Source organism: Clostridium sp. (genome assembly GCF_036646415.1).
GTDB lineage: Bacteria > Bacillota > Clostridia > Clostridiales > Clostridiaceae > Clostridium_J.
The window spans coordinates 153,746-169,514 of sequence record NZ_JAVXMF010000004.1; the positions used below are offsets into that span (position 1 = coordinate 153,746).

The window sequence follows — 15,769 nt, forward strand, 5'->3', positions numbered from 1 at the left end:
ATAATTATTGACACTTTTACGGAATTTATACGAACATATGTTTATATTATTTTCAAATAAAAAAGCCGACGTGTCAATTTACAACGTCAGCTAAAATCTATATTTTATGTATTCCTTTTTAAACATCAAAACCTTGATAAAATTTCAACTAGCTAGATATCCTTCCATATTCTTTTGATATCTATTAAACTACTTATATCACTATTATTAAACCTTAATAAGTACACATCAGGATTACTTAAGTTTTTCCAAAAATCAAAACCAGAAACCTTATCAAAGTACCTCATTATTAAGGAAAATAGTTCACCATGGGTTACTACTGCTACATTCTCTTCTTCTAACTTTAAAATATCGCTTAAAGTTTCAATAGCTCTTTCAGTAGCCTGATTTGAAGACTCTCCTCCATCAAAGGTTATGTCCATATCTTCATATGCTGCTAATAAATATGGAGTATAATCCTTTACTACATAAGGTAGTAACAGCTTCTCTCTTACTCTCTCATCAATGTTTATTTTCAAATTTAAATGTTCTGCAAAGGGTGTTATAGTTTTTATAGCTCTTACATAGGGACTAGACACTATATAATTAATGTTATATTTCAATAAATAATCTTTTAATTTCTGTGCTTGATGAATCCCAACCTCTGTCAACTCCGCCTCAGCAGGTTGTCCAAACGCCTTGCAATGTCTAACTAGATAAATACTTTTCATTATGATACTCCTTTATTGTCCTTTAAAATTCCTTATTTTTCTTATTATATACCAATAAAATAAAAAATTCTAATGTATAAAATATACAATCTAGCTATATAAATAAATACTAGTTTAAACCATAGCCTAACAAATGATTATTCTATTCTCAAAATGTAACTTATTATATGTTCATCCTATTTTGTAAAAGGCTTATAAAGAAAAATGATTTAGAATATTACACAAGGAACCGTATCATAAGTAAATGAGGTTTTTATAATATTTATCATAGTAATATTCACAACTTAAAAATGAGCAATATTCTAGGGACTTAAGCACTTAAAATATTACTCATTTTTGTTATTATCAATTTAATAAGATTGCCTATTAATCATAATTTTTCACAGTATAACTATTAGCTAATTATAAATTAAAATGTTTTTCTACTATTTTCATAAATAACTTAATTGAAGGGTTAATGCATTTGTTTTTATGATAGGCAATAGATGCAGTAATAATTAAATTGGTAGAATTTGCACTAAGTAATTGTAATTGATGTAATTTAATCTCTTGAGCTACCACTATATCAGGAAGCAAAGCAATGCCTATTCCACTTTGAACACATTTTTTAATAGACTCTACACTCCAAAGTTCAATAATATTATCAATAATTATGTTTTTGTTTTTAAGATATTCCTCGAATAAATTACGATAAATACATTCTGATTCATTTACAATTATACTTGTTTGTAGAGTCTGATTCTGAATATTTAAATCTATATTACTTACATCTTCATTTGGACTACATACAAATACAAGAGGTATTTCCACTAAAGGCTTAGCATAAAGATTGTCATTTTCATTACAAGGTTCAAAAAGAAGTGCAATATCTACTTCACCTTTTATAGTACGATTTTTTATGTCGTTACAACTTGAGTTTATAATAGATAAATTAACATTAGGAGCTTTTTCTCGGAATTCTTTTAATATAGGCTCAAGTTTGTAAATTGTTAAGGTTTCTGGAGCTGCAATTTTTAGTTCTCCTGTAATATTGTCTGAATCCTTGCCAATTTGTTCAATTTTATCTAGAACATTAAGTAATTCAGTAGTAAGGGGGAGTAGGTCTTTACCAAAATTAGTTAATGCCATTTTCCTGCCTATTTTTTCAAATAATTTAACATTTAAAGAATCTTCAAGTTGTTGTACATGAGATGTTATTGTTGATTGAGTATATCCAAGTTTATTAGCAGCATTTATAAAACTGCCAGTATCAACTATATTCTTAAATGTTACAAAATGCCTTATATCCATAGTTCACCTTCTTAGTTTATTTTACATAATGATATATCAGTAATAATGAACTGTCAATTTACAAACTTCAATTATACAAATATACTATCCATCTATATAATTATTAATAGGAGGTGGTAACATGAAAAAGAGATTATTAATTTATATATTAGGAATTTTTATTTCAAGTGTAGGTATTGGCTTAGCTATTAAAAGCAACCTAGGAGTTAGTTCATGGGATTCTATTTTCGTAGTATTAGAAACTTATACATTTCTTACTATGGGTGCTTGGTCAATAATAATCCAAAGTATATTTCTTATGTTATCAGCAATTATTATTAAAAAACTTGAATTTATTGCTGTAATTCCAGTAATACTTAGAGGAATTACACTAGATTTGATAATGCCAGTTATTAATAATTTATTTATACGTGAATATGGATATTTTGCTAGAATTATTTTATTCATAAGTGGTTTTATTTTAGTTGGTATCGGAATAGGAACATATATTATTCCTAAGTTACCGAGGATGCCAATTGATGGACTTATGTTAGCTATTAAAGAACGGTTTAACTGGAGTATTAATAAATCTAGATTCGTAATAGAAATAACAGGATTCTGTATAGGTCTTATACTAAGGGGGCCAATAGGTATAGGAACAATTATTACTACATTTTTAATTGCACCTGTTATATCTTTTTCAAACCAGAATCTTAGTAGGGTTATTAAATTTAAAGAAATGAATGAGGAGGGTATGTAATGAAAATAATTAGTTATGATGATAAATACAAAAATCAAGTTATTGATTTGATACTACATATACAAAATGTTGAGTATTCTGTGGGATTATCCATTGAAGACCAGCCAGATTTAATTGATATAGTCAAATCATATTTTACTGACGGAGGTAGCTTTTGGGTTGCTATTGATAATGGTAGAGTTATTGGAACTTTAGGATTGCAAAAGAGAGAAAAACAGGTTGGAATACTAAAGAGATTTTTTGTTTGCAAAGAATATAGAGGTAAAGACTTTGGTGTATCTATAAAATTATATGATGAATTATTAAAGTATGCTAAGATGAAAAAAATAAAATCCATCATTTTAGATACACCTGCTGTTGCTAACAGGTCCCATAGTTTTTATAAAAAAATAGGATTTAAGGAAATTACAAAGGAACAATTACCTATAAAATATGATTTTCCTGATAGAAACTCATTGTTATTCATATTAAAGCTTCATTAACCTACCCGTGCTAAATCAAATATATAAAATAATGCCACATATAATATGAATAAAAAATAAATTCCTAAATGATATATAATATCAAATTTTATTACATTATTTCTGTACTTGTCATTAAGTAGCTTTTCTTTAGATCCCAATAGTTTTATTCTTCCTATTAACTCTATAATTCCTAAGAACACTGCTGGAGTAGATATTAAGTTATATTTATATGCAAATATATTTCCCGAAATTATATTTTTTATATCTCTAGTAAATCCACAGAGTGGACATGGATTTCCTAAGAATCTATAAGAAAGGCATCCAAAGGTAAATGGAAATACTTTATTAATTAATCTAGCTATAAAAGGTAAAAATATCATAGCCATTACTAATATAATCATTACCCTATTAAAAATACTGTACTCTTTTATTATTTTTTGACTATTAATATTAATTCCTCCTCAATATATTAAATAAGATGCTCATTAATAAGCATCTTATTTAATATTCTTTTATAATTTTACATAGATAACGATGCCAGTCCTACAACGAATATTACTAGTACTATAGATAAAGCTATACCAACTATGGAACATATGAATCCAGCTTTAGCCATACCATATGCTTCTCCTGCTAATTTTTTCTTTTTCATTTCTAATATTCCTAATACTAACCCTACAATTCCTAATATTAAGGACAACCACCATAGACATCCCCAAGAAATTATAGCAAATGTGATACTAACAATTCCTAATACTAATGAAGCTATTCCCATTGAAATTCCCCCCTTATTAATTTAAATCCTCATGATATTTTATTATCCTTACATAAAAATTATTACAATATTGTTAACATGTTTAATTTTTTATTCAAAAATCCGCTTTAGGTGCTACTTAATATGTAAGGATTGAAGTTAAATATTTAAGTCACTTTTTACTTGTTGTTACCTTTAAAATCATTGCAATTTATTTAACTACTAAAATATTAATAACATATCCATAATTTTTTTTAAAAAGTGAAGACAAATTATATGCTATAATAAAAAAACTTCAGCTCTATTTAAAGCTGAAGTTTTCTATGAACTATATATTATTCTTCTATAAACTCAATAACGCCTTTTCCAAGTTTATTTACTCTTGCTAATGAATATATGTCATAGCCTTTATCTTCAAGTAATTTACGTCCTGGTTGGAAAGATTTTTCTATAACTATACCAATTCCTGCAACCTTAGCCCCCGCTTCTTCAACTAGTCTTATAGCTCCAAGAGCTGCTTCTCCATAAGCTAAGAAGTCATCTATTATAAGTATATTATCCTCTGGTGAAATAAACTTTTTAGATAGTGTTAACTCATAATCTACAGCTTTTGTAAATGAATGCACTGTAGTTTGATATACCTCACCACTTAGAATTTTTGAAGTTTGCTTCTTTAAAGTAACCATAGGAAGTTCCATTTGAAGTGCAGTCATAACTGTAGGTGCAATACCAGAGCTTTCAATTGTAAAAATCTTTGTTATCCCGTGATTTTTGAAATACTCCTTAAAATATGTTCCCATTTCACTCATTAATTTAGCATCTACTCCATGATTTAAAAATGAATCTACTTTTAATACTGATTCATTTAACGCATGTCCATCTTCTAGGATACGTTTCTTTAATGATTCCATTATGCAACCTCGCTTTCTTTTACTTCTTCTACTATTTCATCTTCTTTTAAAACTAAGTTTAATACTAATGCTGTTATTGTTCCTGTTGATATTCCTGATGCAAATATCATCTTTAAACCTTCTGGCAATTGCGCTATTACCGCTGGTCTGAAAGTAACACCGAGGCCTAAAGCTATAGATGTTGCTATTATTAATAGATTTCTCTCAGTTAATTTCACTCTACTTAAAGTTTTAATTCCTGCTGCTGCAACAGTACCAAACATAACTACTCCAACACCACCAAGTACTGGCTGAGGTATTCCACTAACTAATCCTGCAAGCTTAGGTAAGAATCCTAAAGTTATCATGATTATTCCTGCCATAATAGCTACATGTTTACTTGCAACCTTTGTTAAAGGTATTAACCCTACATTTTGGCTAAAAGTTGTATTTGGGAAAGATCCAACTACTCCGCCTATCATACTTCCTATACCATCTGCTAGAACTCCAGCACCAACACGTTTTTCATCCATTGTAATTTGAGAAGTTTCTCCAATAGCTTTTAAGCATCCTACAGTTTCTATTGTAGTAACAAAATACGCTGGTAAAAATGCTATTAGAGCTTTCAGATCAAAAGTTATACCATATTCAAATATTTTAGGAATTGAAATCCAGCTAGCTTCTTTAATCGCTGAAAAATTTACTAACCCTAATGGAATACATATTGCATAGCCTGCAACCATTCCAATTAGAATAGATGCACTACTTACCATTCCTTTTCCATATCTATTTAACAATAGAGTAAATACTAATACAAACATTGCAATAGATATATTACGAATACTTCCATAATCTGCAGCTCCAAATCCACCGGCAGCCCAGTCAATAGAAACCGGAAGTAGCGTTAATCCTATTAAACATACAACGGTTCCTGTAACAATTGGTGGAAACAACTTCATTAATGGCTTAATAAAATAACTTAAAATAATTTCAAATATTGATCCAAATATTGTAGCTCCAATTATTCCTGGAAGTCCAAGTACCGATCCAACAGAAATAGCTGGCGATACAAAAGTGAAATCCGTTCCCATTATACATGCTACTCTTGATCCTACTTGTCCAATTCCTCTAGCTTGAATTACAGTTGCAATTCCTGATGCTAAAATTGTGGCACTAATCACTGCAGTAGTTGTCTTAGCATCTAAATTTAATGCTCCCGATATAACTAGAGGTACAACAACTATTCCACCAAAAGCAGCGAATATATGCTGTAATCCGAATAATATCTTTTTTACTAGTGATGGATTATCATCCACACCGTAGGTTAGATTAATGTCATTTGTAAAGTTTTCTTTATTTTTCATAAGTTTAGCTCCTTTAAATATAGATTTTCTAGTGACTCTCGCTTTAGTATTCATATTTTTTTAAATAAGTTCTATAATGAATATAAAAATAACTGATATGAAATTCTATTCTTCAACAGGAGTTAAATATTTTTACAAACCAACTAACTATAAAACTTGAATTAGCAATTACGAAACACCTTCTCATATTCATTCGAATGAGTAAGTTTTACTTAGCCAAATGTAAAATTTGGAGTAAAACTTAAAGCACCTCAATAAAAATTGAGGTGCTGTGTTTTATAACTATAAACAAAGTTCTTGGGTTTATAATAAAATACAACTCCTCGTAGTCTGCAAATTTACGGCTTGCAGGTAGAAACTTTCGGACCATATCACCGATTATATACGAGTTTTACTAATTATATTTTAATTCTAACACGAACATTCACATTTTTCAAGGACTTATTGTTAAGATTTTATCCTTGTATAGATTGTTTGTTTATATTTTCTGCTGACTCTTCTTTTCTGCCTTCTATCATTTCTTGAAGTCTTTCTCCTACATTTTTAAATACTACAGAAATTGTTAAGAATACAAGAAGTACTATTCCTAAGATTAAGAAATCTTTTCCAACTATAGCATAATTAATTGTACTAGCTGAAATAACTTCTCTTAATAATTCTACACTATAAGTAAATGGCATATATGGATTAATTACTTTAAAGAATTTAGGTACTATCTCTAGTGGGAATGTACCTGCACAAGCTGTTAGCTGAAGTATTAATAATACTATTCCTAAAAGTCTTCCTGCATCTCCAAATAGTGATATTAGACATTGAATTATAGCTATAAATACTAATGATAAGAATATAACTGCTGTAAAGTACATAACTGTACTTGATGGACTTAATCCTAGTACCATTACTACTATACTTACAAGGGCTGCTTGTAGTAACCCTATAAATCCAAAGGATAAATATTTACCTATAACCTTATCAAATTTAGATAAATTAGCATCATCATCAGTTTTAGATGAGATAACGAAGAACATCATTATTGCACCTATCCATAAAGATAATGATATAAAATATGGTGCAAAGCCTGTTCCATAATTAGGTACTGAGTTTATAGGTTCATTCTTCATATTTATTGGAGCTGATACAAAGTCACCCATAACTTTAGATGAATTTTTAAGTCCTGATTTCATTTCAGTAGCTCCATCTTCTAAAGCTGTTGCAAGCTCATCAGAGCCATCATATAGTTTTTTTACACCATCTTGTAATTCTGGAACTTTTGCTGTTAGTTCTGATACTCCAGTGCTTAATTGATTTTGTCCATCTACTAAAGCATTGGATCCATCTACTAGTTGATTTGAACCATTATATAAAGCTTGTATTCCACCACTTAAAGCTGGAACATTACCTTTTAATTCTCCAAGTCCACCATTAATTTCAGCAGAACCACTATTTAACTTATTGATTCCTGCATTTAAACCAGACATATTGTCTGAAACAGCTTTTAATCCATTACCAAATGAACCAGCTGTATTTTCATTAAGTCCAGCTTCTAGAGAATTTAATCCTCCACTTATTTTGCTTACTCCTGCACTAACATTGGCAACACTATCTGTTAAAGCTATTGTACCAGTGGCAAAATCATTAACCTTACCAGTAAACTTTCCTAGTTCGTCACCAAATGCCTTAGTTCCTGCTTGCAATTCTTTTATCTGCTTTGGTGTTCCACTAGTTGCTTGACCTAGCTCTTGTATTTTTGCAAGAGCAGCTATTATATTAGGGTCACTAGCTACTTGAGGATTTGTTGCAGCTGCAGTCATAATGGTTTTAGCTATATCATCCATTGCAGCTGAAGATGCATTTACGCCACCTATAAGCTGATCAACTCCACCCTTAACTAATTGATATCCATCAGCTCCTACAACCTTACTGCTAGCAACTTTTAATCCTTCTCCACCTTGTTTTAAGGTATTTACATTACCTTTTCCAGCTTCTAATTTACTATTTAATTCATTAGCTCCACTCTTAAGTGAAGTTACAGCTGGATAAACTGTTCCACTAAATGCACTGTATAAACCATTACTACCTGCTGCTAATTGATTTGATCCACTTGCAGCATCGCCTAGTCCATTTTTCAATACCTCTGAACCAGCATATAATTTGTCTACTCCAGAACTTAATGAAGGCACCTTGCTCTTTAATTCTACTAAGCCACTATTTAATGATTTTAGTCCAGAGTTAAGTGTACCCTGTCCATCCTTTAATTTCGTAGCTCCATCTCCAAGTTTATTAGCACCCTCAGCTAACATTGGTACTTTTTCATTTAGTTGACCAATTCCATCATAAAGTTCTCCGCTTCCGTCTGAAGCCTTCACAAGTCCATCCTTTGCTTCGTATAATTTATCAAAAGCAACGGTGACATAGTTGTTTGAAATTGTACTGACAATTTCCTCTTTAAGTAAATTTTCTACCTGTGAATTGATTTGAGCTGCTAAAAAATTCTTCTTTTCATTGCATACAAATTTTAAATCTGCTACTTCGGGATTACCTTCCTTTGCAGCTATAATATTTTCTGAAAAGCTCTCAGGGATTACAAATTTAGCATAGTATCCCTCATTCTCTAGCCCCTCGTTGGCTTCTTTATCACTAGTAAATTCCCAACCAATCTTATTGTTGTTCTTTAGATTTGCTACGATGTCCTCACCATAGTTTACCTTTTCTCCATCAAGTGAAGCACCACCATCTTCGTTAACTACCGCTATGGTCATGTCTTCAATTTGCGCATAAGGATCCCAAAACGCATCTAAGTACAATAATGAGTACAATAACGGTACTACAATAATTGCAATAACAGATACCCTTATGAACCTATTTTTGAAAATGCTTTTAATATCCTTACCTGCAATTTTTAAAAATTCCATGCTACCACCCTCTATATTTTTTATACCGAATAGTCAGTACACTATATTTATACTCTCTTTGTACTGAATAGTCAATACATATATGGGTTTTCTATAAAATTTAATTTTTTTTTAATAAATATAAAAAAAAAAGAGTTTTCTTAGCAATCTTACATCGCCCTTGAAAACTCCTCTTAATTAAATATTATTTCTATTGCACATTTCATTTTAGTCTTATGCCATAGTTAACATAATTCATAAATTTTTCCACCACGTCATCATGATTATAATTATCATTATTTATAATTTCATAAAGTGCAGAGGAGAACAATACTCCAATAAAGCAAAAGCTAACTATATCTGAATTACCCTTCTCAATATATCCGCCTTCTACGATTCCTTCTAAATACTTAGAATTCATATTAATTAAATTCTTAATATGCTCTCTTATTTCTTCATGACGTTCCTTTTGACCCCATACTTGACTCATGATTACTCTAAATAAATCTTTATTGGTGTATACATACTTTAACTGAACCTTAGCCGCTGTCTTCAACCTTTCTATAGGATCATTTATTTCTTTTATTGCTTCTTTAACCTCATTATTTATTAAATCAATACCTGCTTGTACGATAAAATAAAATATCTCTTCCTTACTTTTAAAGTGATAATATAATGATCCCTTTGCAACTCCTGCAGTAGTTGCCACTTCATCCATGGTTGCACTATCATATCCATTTCTAGAGAATACTTTAATTGCAGCTTCAAAAATAGCCTTTTTAGTTTTATTCATAATATCCGCTTATATCAATTATGATATAATGCAAAATCACTCCTTATTAATAAATTCTTCATATTCTAAGAATATATAGAATATTATAGCACAACTTATAAAAGTTTATTCAACACTAAAATTATAATCATTAATTAGTGTAATGATTTTAATTTTAAATATATATAATTTCGCTTTTAATTATATATATCTGAAAACTCTATATTACACTTTTCTACCTTAGAGTTTACTATATCCTTCATCGATACTATATTCTCTTCCCCCTCTAAAATCCTTATTGGAAGTTTAAATTCAAAGGTTGTTCCTACTCCTAACTCACTTGCAACCTTAATGGTTCCTTCATGCATTTCAACAAGTGATTTAACTAAGGATAACCCTATGCCGCTACCTTCACCCTTTCTTGTTAAAGAACTATCAACTTGCATAAATCTATTAAATATTAAATCTAACTTATCTTTCTCTATACCTTCACCATTATCCTTAACTGATATTATAATATTGTTATCTTTAATATTCAGTTCTACATCTATCCTACCCTGTTCTCCCGTATACTTAATTGCATTAGACAATAAATTAAGCATAATTCTTTCAATTTTATCTGGATCGCAAGCAATTATTTGTTCCTCAATCTCTGTATCAAATATAAGCTCTATGCCTTTATCTTCTATATACTGAGCCACTGAAATTGTAATATCTTCTACTATATTAACAATGTTTTGATTTTCTAAATGTATATCGTAAAAACCTGTATCTATACGTGTCATATCAATAAGATTATTTACTAACCTTAATAATCTATAGGAATTTTGTTTTATTGATGTCATATATTTTTTAATATCAACGCTATCTAAAGCTATAATCCTATTATTATCTATATTTTGATTAATTAATTGCATTGTAGCTAAAATTATATTTAGTGGAGTTTTAAATTCGTGAGATATATTAGCAAAGAATTCACTCTTTATTCTTTCCACCTGAATAGCTTTTTCATAATTAGCCTGTTGCTCTTCGGCTTCCTTTTGTTTAGTGATATCCCTAGCAGTACATACTGATATTTTTCTATCTTCTACATATCTACTATTCCATTCTAACCATCTAATTTCTCCATTTTTACAAATATACCTATTGGTAAATCTCCCTACATTTCCTTGCTCTTTTAATGCTTTTACAAATTCAAGAGTAGGTGCTGCATCTTCTGGAACAAGTATATCATTCCATTCCATAGACAAAATCTCTTCTTCACTCCAACCTAGGTTAGTTGTCCACCCTGAATTAACTTTTATGAATTTTCCATCATAATCTAGCATTGCCATTAACTCCGCTGCAGTATCTAAAAATAATTCTAACTCTCTCTCAGTTTCTGCACGTTTACTTAACTCAGTCTTTATACCTTCAGTAAGTGAATCATTTACTATCAATATTGCGATTTGATTACATATTGTTTTTACAAAATCATCTTTTTTAAATGCTGAAGGATTATCATTTTCATATAAAATATTCATAACTCCAATGAGCTTGTTATTAAACTTTATAAGATAAGTTCCTATATATTTTATATTTGCTTGTCTTAAAAGATTTAAATCTAAATCCTTTCGTTCTTCTATAGATGTTAGACATCTATAAGTCCATCCCTTAAATTCTTCTTCAAATTCCTCTCTGGTTATGTTCATATTCATTGCTTTATCTACTATTTCTTTATTTTTTCCTATGTTAAGTTTAGAAATAAGCTTACCCTTTTTATCATCGTATATCCAAATAGACATACCATCTACACATAATTTAGAAATCAGATCATCCTTTATATTATCAAAGATACCTTTATCACTTTCAAAATTACTATTAACTAAATCATTTAATGTGTTTAGCTCATTATGACTCTTAGCCAACTCTGATTCTATCTTTTTACTAAGAGTAATATCTATAGAAATCCCCATTACATACTTTACTTCATCATTGCAGTCAAGTATTGGTGCCTTATAGGTTTCAAACCATTGTTTTGAATCAATAAGACTGGATTGTTTCTGATTTATTATGGACATTTTGCTTTGTATTACAGTGTTATCAGTTTCATTAAAATAGCAACATTCTTCATCCTTCCAAAAATCAGAATCATAATGACCTATAATATTGAATTTATTTTGACCCATTAAATCCGAATGAGTTTTGTTTGCATATACATATTTACCCTCTATATCTTTAATCCAAATACTATAAGGAATAGTGTCTAAAAGATCCTCTAAATTATCCTTAGTGTATGTTTCATTTACATGATTTTTTAGTGTGATAAAAAGTGCACTCTGATTCTTCCACTGTTCTAAATTTATATTTCCCACAAAAAAATTTTCATCGCCATGCTTAGAATAAAGTATTAAGGGAACTTTATTTTTAAAATGTTCATCGAAATTTTCAAATATATCTTTGAACACATTATCTTGTAGACTTAAAAGCTTCTTTACATTAGTGCCTTCTAATTCTTCTCTTTTGTATCTAAGTTTGCTTAATAATACATTGTTGCAAAATAAAATTATTCCACCTTTACTCACAACCAAAATATAGTTATCTATACTATTAAAAACTTGTTCCATTATGCATCCCCCTTTTGCTTATTATTCATATAACATATTCTCAACATAAGCATTTAAAAATCTACCAATTACCTCTATATAAACTAGCAAGTTATTTATTTATCCTTAAGTTAATTAACATTTCTCTATGTAAATATCATTAACATTTTCCATTGAAATGTTTTAAATTCATACTACTTTATTATACATTCTATTCCAAGATATTACAATATATCAAGTTACCGAAGTAAACTGTCGTATTAATTTTTTCTTCCTTGTTAATTAATTACATTTTTAACTAATATCAAGGAAATCAATGAAATCATGAGCTAATTTATAAGAATAGCCTTAAATGGCTTACTATAACATTAACACTTTTTACAGTATCGGTGTATCATGTAATTAAGACAGTATAACTGACAAGAATGAGGTGAAAATGTGGAATTTGAATTAAACTCAAGAGAACCTATATATGTACAAATTAAAAACTATATGAAGATGAAAATTGTTTCTGGGGAATTAAAAGAGGGGGAGAGATTATTGTCTGTTAGGGACTATGCACGTGAACTTAAAGTGAATCCCAATACAATATTAAGAGTTTATTCAGAACTTGAAAATGAAGGTTTAATAAATACTCAAAGAGGTATTGGAAAATTTGTAACTGAAGACCAGAATAATATTAAAAGTTTAAGAAAAGAGTCTTCAAAGGAATTATTAAGAGATTTTATTCATAAAAGTAAGAGTCTAGGACTTTCTAAAGACGAAATACTTCAACTAATTGTGGATATGTATGAGGAGGAATAGCAGTGAATAATGATTTATTAAATCTAACAAATGAAAATGAACTACAAAATAGTATAAATACAAATTTACCCGTATTACCTGTTCTTGAAGTTACTAATCTAGTTAAAACCTTTGGTTCAAAACATGTACTAAATGGAATTGATATAAACTTAGAAACAGGTAAGGTTCTAGGTATACTTGGACCTAATGGTCAAGGCAAAACTACCCTACTTAATATAATATCTGGTTTATTTAAACCAACGGGTGGAGAAATAAAGGTAAATGGAATTAAAGTTAGCCATGAAACTAAAAAGCTAGTTTCATATCTACAAGAAAAAGATTATTTATCTAAGTGGATGAAGGTAAAGGATGCTATTGATTTTTACAAGAATTTTTTCCCTGATTTTGATGAATCTAAAGCATATCAATTGTTAAAGTTTATGAATATAGACACAAATATGAAGTTAAAAACTCTATCAAAAGGTATGCTTGAAAAAGTTGGTCTTAGCTTAACTCTAAGTAGAAGATGTAGCTTATATATACTTGATGAGCCTATATCAGGTGTGGATATTATAAGCAGAGATAAAATAATTAATGCTATTATAGACAACTTAGATATTAATGCTTCAATGATAATTACAACTCACTATGTAGGAGAATTAGAAAAACTTTTTGATGAAGTGTTGTTCCTTGGAGAAGGTTCAATTATTGAATCCGGTGATGCTGAAGACTTAAGAGTAAAGTACGGAGCATCTATAGACCAAATATATAGAAAGGTATTCGCAGAATAGGTGGTAATTATGGAAAATGTATCAAATATAAAAAATATAAATAGTACAAAAAATATTTTAAATATAATGAAGTATAGCTTTAGAAGTCTTAGACTTACCTACATTATAGAAGCGGTAATTTTAATTCTTGGACTTAGCTCTAGTACATTCATATCTAGGTTTACCCAAGGATTCGATTTAATCCCAACCGTTGGAATTGCTCTTACAATTAATTTCGTAGCTCATATTATAATTTTCTCTTGTCAGCTTTCAAAAGAATATGGAAAACTTCTTTTCCTAACTCCAATTAAAGGCATAGAATTCATACTTGGAAATTTTTTAGAGCTTCTTTTAGTTAATGGTTTTGTAGTTGTTTTAACTGGTATGGCAGGAACTGTAAACTCCAACGGATTTGCTTCAGTATTATTTCTAACTTCTTTAACCATGTTAATTGGGATTATGGTGGGGTATTTAATTATAACTGCATTAATTGCTATCCTATCTAGCTATATAAAAAGTACTGTCCTTTGTGTTTTCGCAGTAATTTTTAGTTGTATATTTGGAAATATTATTTATGATTTCTTATCTAAAATCATGCTATATCTACTTCCTTATTTTTATGTATCTATAGGAAAACTAGGTTTCATTGAAATAGATATATTCTCAGTGATCCTAGATATGATAGCCTTAGTAGCCCTACAACTTGTTGCTGCATATATGATAGATAAAAAACTAGATATAATTTAATTATAAATGAGAGGTGTTATTTATGAAAAAGAAACTTTTGACTATAATCCCTTGTGTATTGCTTTCTACCACTCTACTTGTAGGGTGTAATGTAAAATTTGGCGTTGGTTCAAGACGTGATATGAATAATAATATTGGTTCTAATGTAAGTGATATTATTAATAGCAATAATAATAATAATAATAATAATGCTAATACAGATCTGTATGAAGAAAATCTTAATAATTCTATCCCCATGGAAGGTATTGAAAGTGTAAATATCAATATCTATGCTTCAACTGTTACTGTGCAATCTATCGAAGGTACTGATTTTACCTTAAGCTGCACAGGTTCAAGTTCTATGGTTAAAAATACCTCCTTCGAGAAAAAGGGTGGCACTTTAAATATTGAGGAAAATGGTATCAGCTCATCTTTTAATCTTAACTCTTTTAATTCATCATATAATAGAAAAGTTGTTATAGGTATACCTAAGGACTTTAAGGATGATATAACTCTAGGATCTGGCGCTGGAAATATTACTATTAATTCTATAATATCTAATAACCTTGAAATTAAAGGTGGTGCGGGAGACCTAACTATAAAAGATGTTATATTTAAAGATTTAAAGCTTGAACAAGGAGTGGGAACTACAGATATATCATTAAAATATAAGTGTGGCAACATGAATATTACTGGAGGTGTAGGAGAACTTGATATAAGTCTTGCTGAGGTTGGTGGAAACTTAACTTATAGTGGAGGAATCGGAGAAGCAACAATAGATATACCAGATAACTCTCCAGTGAAAATAAGTACTGAATCTGGTCTAGGAAGTGTTAATGTTAATGTTAGAACTTCAGGTGAAGATACCTATCTATTTGATTTAAGCATTGGAATTGGAAGTTTAGATATAAATTAATTCATAAAATAAACTCTAGGAATAATTTTTTCCTAGAGTTTAATCCATTTTAATACTTAATCTAAGCACTCTAAACCTTGCTTAATCTCAATATTTTTTTACTATAATTTATCTT

Annotated in this window: 15 protein-coding genes and 1 riboswitch; of the genes, 6 read left to right on the forward strand and 9 right to left on the reverse strand. The window is 29.4% G+C overall.

The window, feature by feature from the left end; genetic code table 11:
* Positions 1-152: 152 nt before the first annotated feature.
* Together RSD37_RS04570 and RSD37_RS04575 are read right to left on the reverse strand one after the other, a co-directional pair.
* Positions 153-710 (reverse strand): histidine phosphatase family protein, encoded by a 558-nt coding sequence (locus tag RSD37_RS04570; RefSeq protein WP_346945520.1) that lies wholly within the window; start codon positions 708-710, stop codon positions 153-155.
* Positions 711-1,112: 402 nt separating this feature from the next.
* Entirely contained in the window at positions 1,113-2,000 is an 888-nt protein-coding gene (locus RSD37_RS04575; RefSeq protein WP_346945521.1) for a LysR family transcriptional regulator, read from the reverse strand.
* Positions 2,001-2,121: 121 nt separating this feature from the next.
* Between RSD37_RS04575 and RSD37_RS04580 the strand changes: the two genes are divergently transcribed.
* The gene (locus RSD37_RS04580; RefSeq protein WP_346945522.1) at positions 2,122-2,739 is read left to right on the forward strand and encodes a DUF6198 family protein; all 618 of its coding nucleotides are present in this window, start codon (positions 2,122-2,124) and stop codon (positions 2,737-2,739) included.
* A complete protein-coding gene (locus tag RSD37_RS04585) occupies positions 2,739-3,221 on the forward strand; it encodes a GNAT family N-acetyltransferase (protein ID WP_346945523.1) in 483 nt (160 codons plus the stop codon). The genes RSD37_RS04580 and RSD37_RS04585 overlap by 1 nt, the downstream gene beginning before the upstream one ends.
* On the opposite strand, the gene RSD37_RS04590 is transcribed toward RSD37_RS04585, so the two are convergent.
* The 7 genes from RSD37_RS04590 to RSD37_RS04620 form a co-directional block, all read right to left on the reverse strand.
* Positions 3,218-3,604, reverse strand: coding sequence for a hypothetical protein (locus RSD37_RS04590; RefSeq protein WP_346945524.1), 387 nt, complete (start codon positions 3,602-3,604; stop codon positions 3,218-3,220). The genes RSD37_RS04585 and RSD37_RS04590 overlap by 4 nt on opposite strands.
* 119 nt (positions 3,605-3,723) lie before the next feature.
* Positions 3,724-3,978 (reverse strand): hypothetical protein, encoded by a 255-nt coding sequence (locus RSD37_RS04595; RefSeq protein WP_346945525.1) that lies wholly within the window; start codon positions 3,976-3,978, stop codon positions 3,724-3,726.
* A 314-nt stretch (positions 3,979-4,292) separates the two neighbouring features.
* Positions 4,293-4,868, reverse strand: coding sequence for a xanthine phosphoribosyltransferase (locus RSD37_RS04600; protein WP_346945526.1), 576 nt, complete (start codon positions 4,866-4,868; stop codon positions 4,293-4,295).
* Complete coding sequence (locus tag RSD37_RS04605) at positions 4,868-6,211, reverse strand: nucleobase:cation symporter-2 family protein (protein ID WP_346945527.1); 1,344 nt, start codon at positions 6,209-6,211, stop codon at positions 4,868-4,870. The genes RSD37_RS04600 and RSD37_RS04605 overlap by 1 nt, the downstream gene beginning before the upstream one ends.
* Positions 6,212-6,517: 306 nt before the next feature.
* Positions 6,518-6,619: riboswitch (purine riboswitch) on the reverse strand.
* A gap of 47 nt (positions 6,620-6,666) precedes the next feature.
* On the reverse strand, positions 6,667-9,123 hold the full coding sequence (locus RSD37_RS04610; RefSeq protein ID WP_346945528.1) for a YhgE/Pip domain-containing protein: 2,457 nt from the start codon (positions 9,121-9,123) through the stop codon (positions 6,667-6,669).
* Between the two features lie 202 nt (positions 9,124-9,325).
* Positions 9,326-9,895 carry a TetR/AcrR family transcriptional regulator gene (locus RSD37_RS04615; RefSeq protein ID WP_346945529.1) on the reverse strand — a complete coding sequence of 190 codons (570 nt, stop codon included), beginning with the start codon at positions 9,893-9,895 and terminating at the stop codon, positions 9,326-9,328.
* A 176-nt stretch (positions 9,896-10,071) separates the two neighbouring features.
* Positions 10,072-12,480 carry a PAS domain S-box protein gene (locus RSD37_RS04620; RefSeq protein WP_346945530.1) on the reverse strand — a complete coding sequence of 803 codons (2,409 nt, stop codon included), beginning with the start codon at positions 12,478-12,480 and terminating at the stop codon, positions 10,072-10,074.
* 417 nt (positions 12,481-12,897) lie between these two features.
* Here RSD37_RS04620 and RSD37_RS04625 point away from each other — a divergent pair, with 417 nt between their 5' ends.
* The 4 genes from RSD37_RS04625 to RSD37_RS04640 are packed head-to-tail and all read left to right on the forward strand — an operon-like array spanning position 12,898 to position 15,654.
* Positions 12,898-13,263: a GntR family transcriptional regulator gene (locus RSD37_RS04625; protein ID WP_346945531.1), complete on the forward strand. Its 366-nt coding sequence runs from the start codon at positions 12,898-12,900 to the stop codon at positions 13,261-13,263.
* A gap of 53 nt (positions 13,264-13,316) precedes the next feature.
* Positions 13,317-14,033, forward strand: a complete 717-nt coding sequence (locus RSD37_RS04630; RefSeq protein ID WP_346945589.1) for an ABC transporter ATP-binding protein — start codon at positions 13,317-13,319, stop codon at positions 14,031-14,033.
* Positions 14,034-14,042: 9 nt separating this feature from the next.
* Positions 14,043-14,759, forward strand: coding sequence for a hypothetical protein (locus RSD37_RS04635; protein ID WP_346945532.1), 717 nt, complete (start codon positions 14,043-14,045; stop codon positions 14,757-14,759).
* 22 nt (positions 14,760-14,781) lie between these two features.
* Complete coding sequence (locus RSD37_RS04640; RefSeq protein WP_346945533.1) at positions 14,782-15,654, forward strand: DUF4097 family beta strand repeat-containing protein; 873 nt, start codon at positions 14,782-14,784, stop codon at positions 15,652-15,654.
* Positions 15,655-15,769 lie beyond the last annotated feature (115 nt).

Excerpts from the sequence above, each read along its gene's own strand:
- RSD37_RS04580 (WP_346945522.1), top strand. The coding sequence starts at position 2,122 with ATGAAAAAGAGATTATTAATTTATATATTAGGAATTTTTATTTCAAGT.
- RSD37_RS04575 (WP_346945521.1), bottom strand. The coding sequence starts at position 2,000 with ATGGATATAAGGCATTTTGTAACATTTAAGAATATAGTTGATACTGGC.
- RSD37_RS04605 (WP_346945527.1), bottom strand. The coding sequence starts at position 6,211 with ATGAAAAATAAAGAAAACTTTACAAATGACATTAATCTAACCTACGGT.
- RSD37_RS04640 (WP_346945533.1), top strand. The coding sequence starts at position 14,782 with ATGAAAAAGAAACTTTTGACTATAATCCCTTGTGTATTGCTTTCTACC.
- RSD37_RS04620 (WP_346945530.1), bottom strand. The coding sequence starts at position 12,480 with ATGGAACAAGTTTTTAATAGTATAGATAACTATATTTTGGTTGTGAGT.
- RSD37_RS04570 (WP_346945520.1), bottom strand. The coding sequence starts at position 710 with ATGAAAAGTATTTATCTAGTTAGACATTGCAAGGCGTTTGGACAACCT.
- RSD37_RS04585 (WP_346945523.1), top strand. The coding sequence starts at position 2,739 with ATGAAAATAATTAGTTATGATGATAAATACAAAAATCAAGTTATTGAT.
- RSD37_RS04595 (WP_346945525.1), bottom strand. The coding sequence starts at position 3,978 with ATGGGAATAGCTTCATTAGTATTAGGAATTGTTAGTATCACATTTGCT.
- RSD37_RS04635 (WP_346945532.1), top strand. The coding sequence starts at position 14,043 with ATGGAAAATGTATCAAATATAAAAAATATAAATAGTACAAAAAATATT.
- RSD37_RS04615 (WP_346945529.1), bottom strand. The coding sequence starts at position 9,895 with ATGAATAAAACTAAAAAGGCTATTTTTGAAGCTGCAATTAAAGTATTC.
- RSD37_RS04600 (WP_346945526.1), bottom strand. The coding sequence starts at position 4,868 with ATGGAATCATTAAAGAAACGTATCCTAGAAGATGGACATGCGTTAAAT.
- RSD37_RS04590 (WP_346945524.1), bottom strand. The coding sequence starts at position 3,604 with ATGATTATATTAGTAATGGCTATGATATTTTTACCTTTTATAGCTAGA.
- RSD37_RS04610 (WP_346945528.1), bottom strand. The coding sequence starts at position 9,123 with ATGGAATTTTTAAAAATTGCAGGTAAGGATATTAAAAGCATTTTCAAA.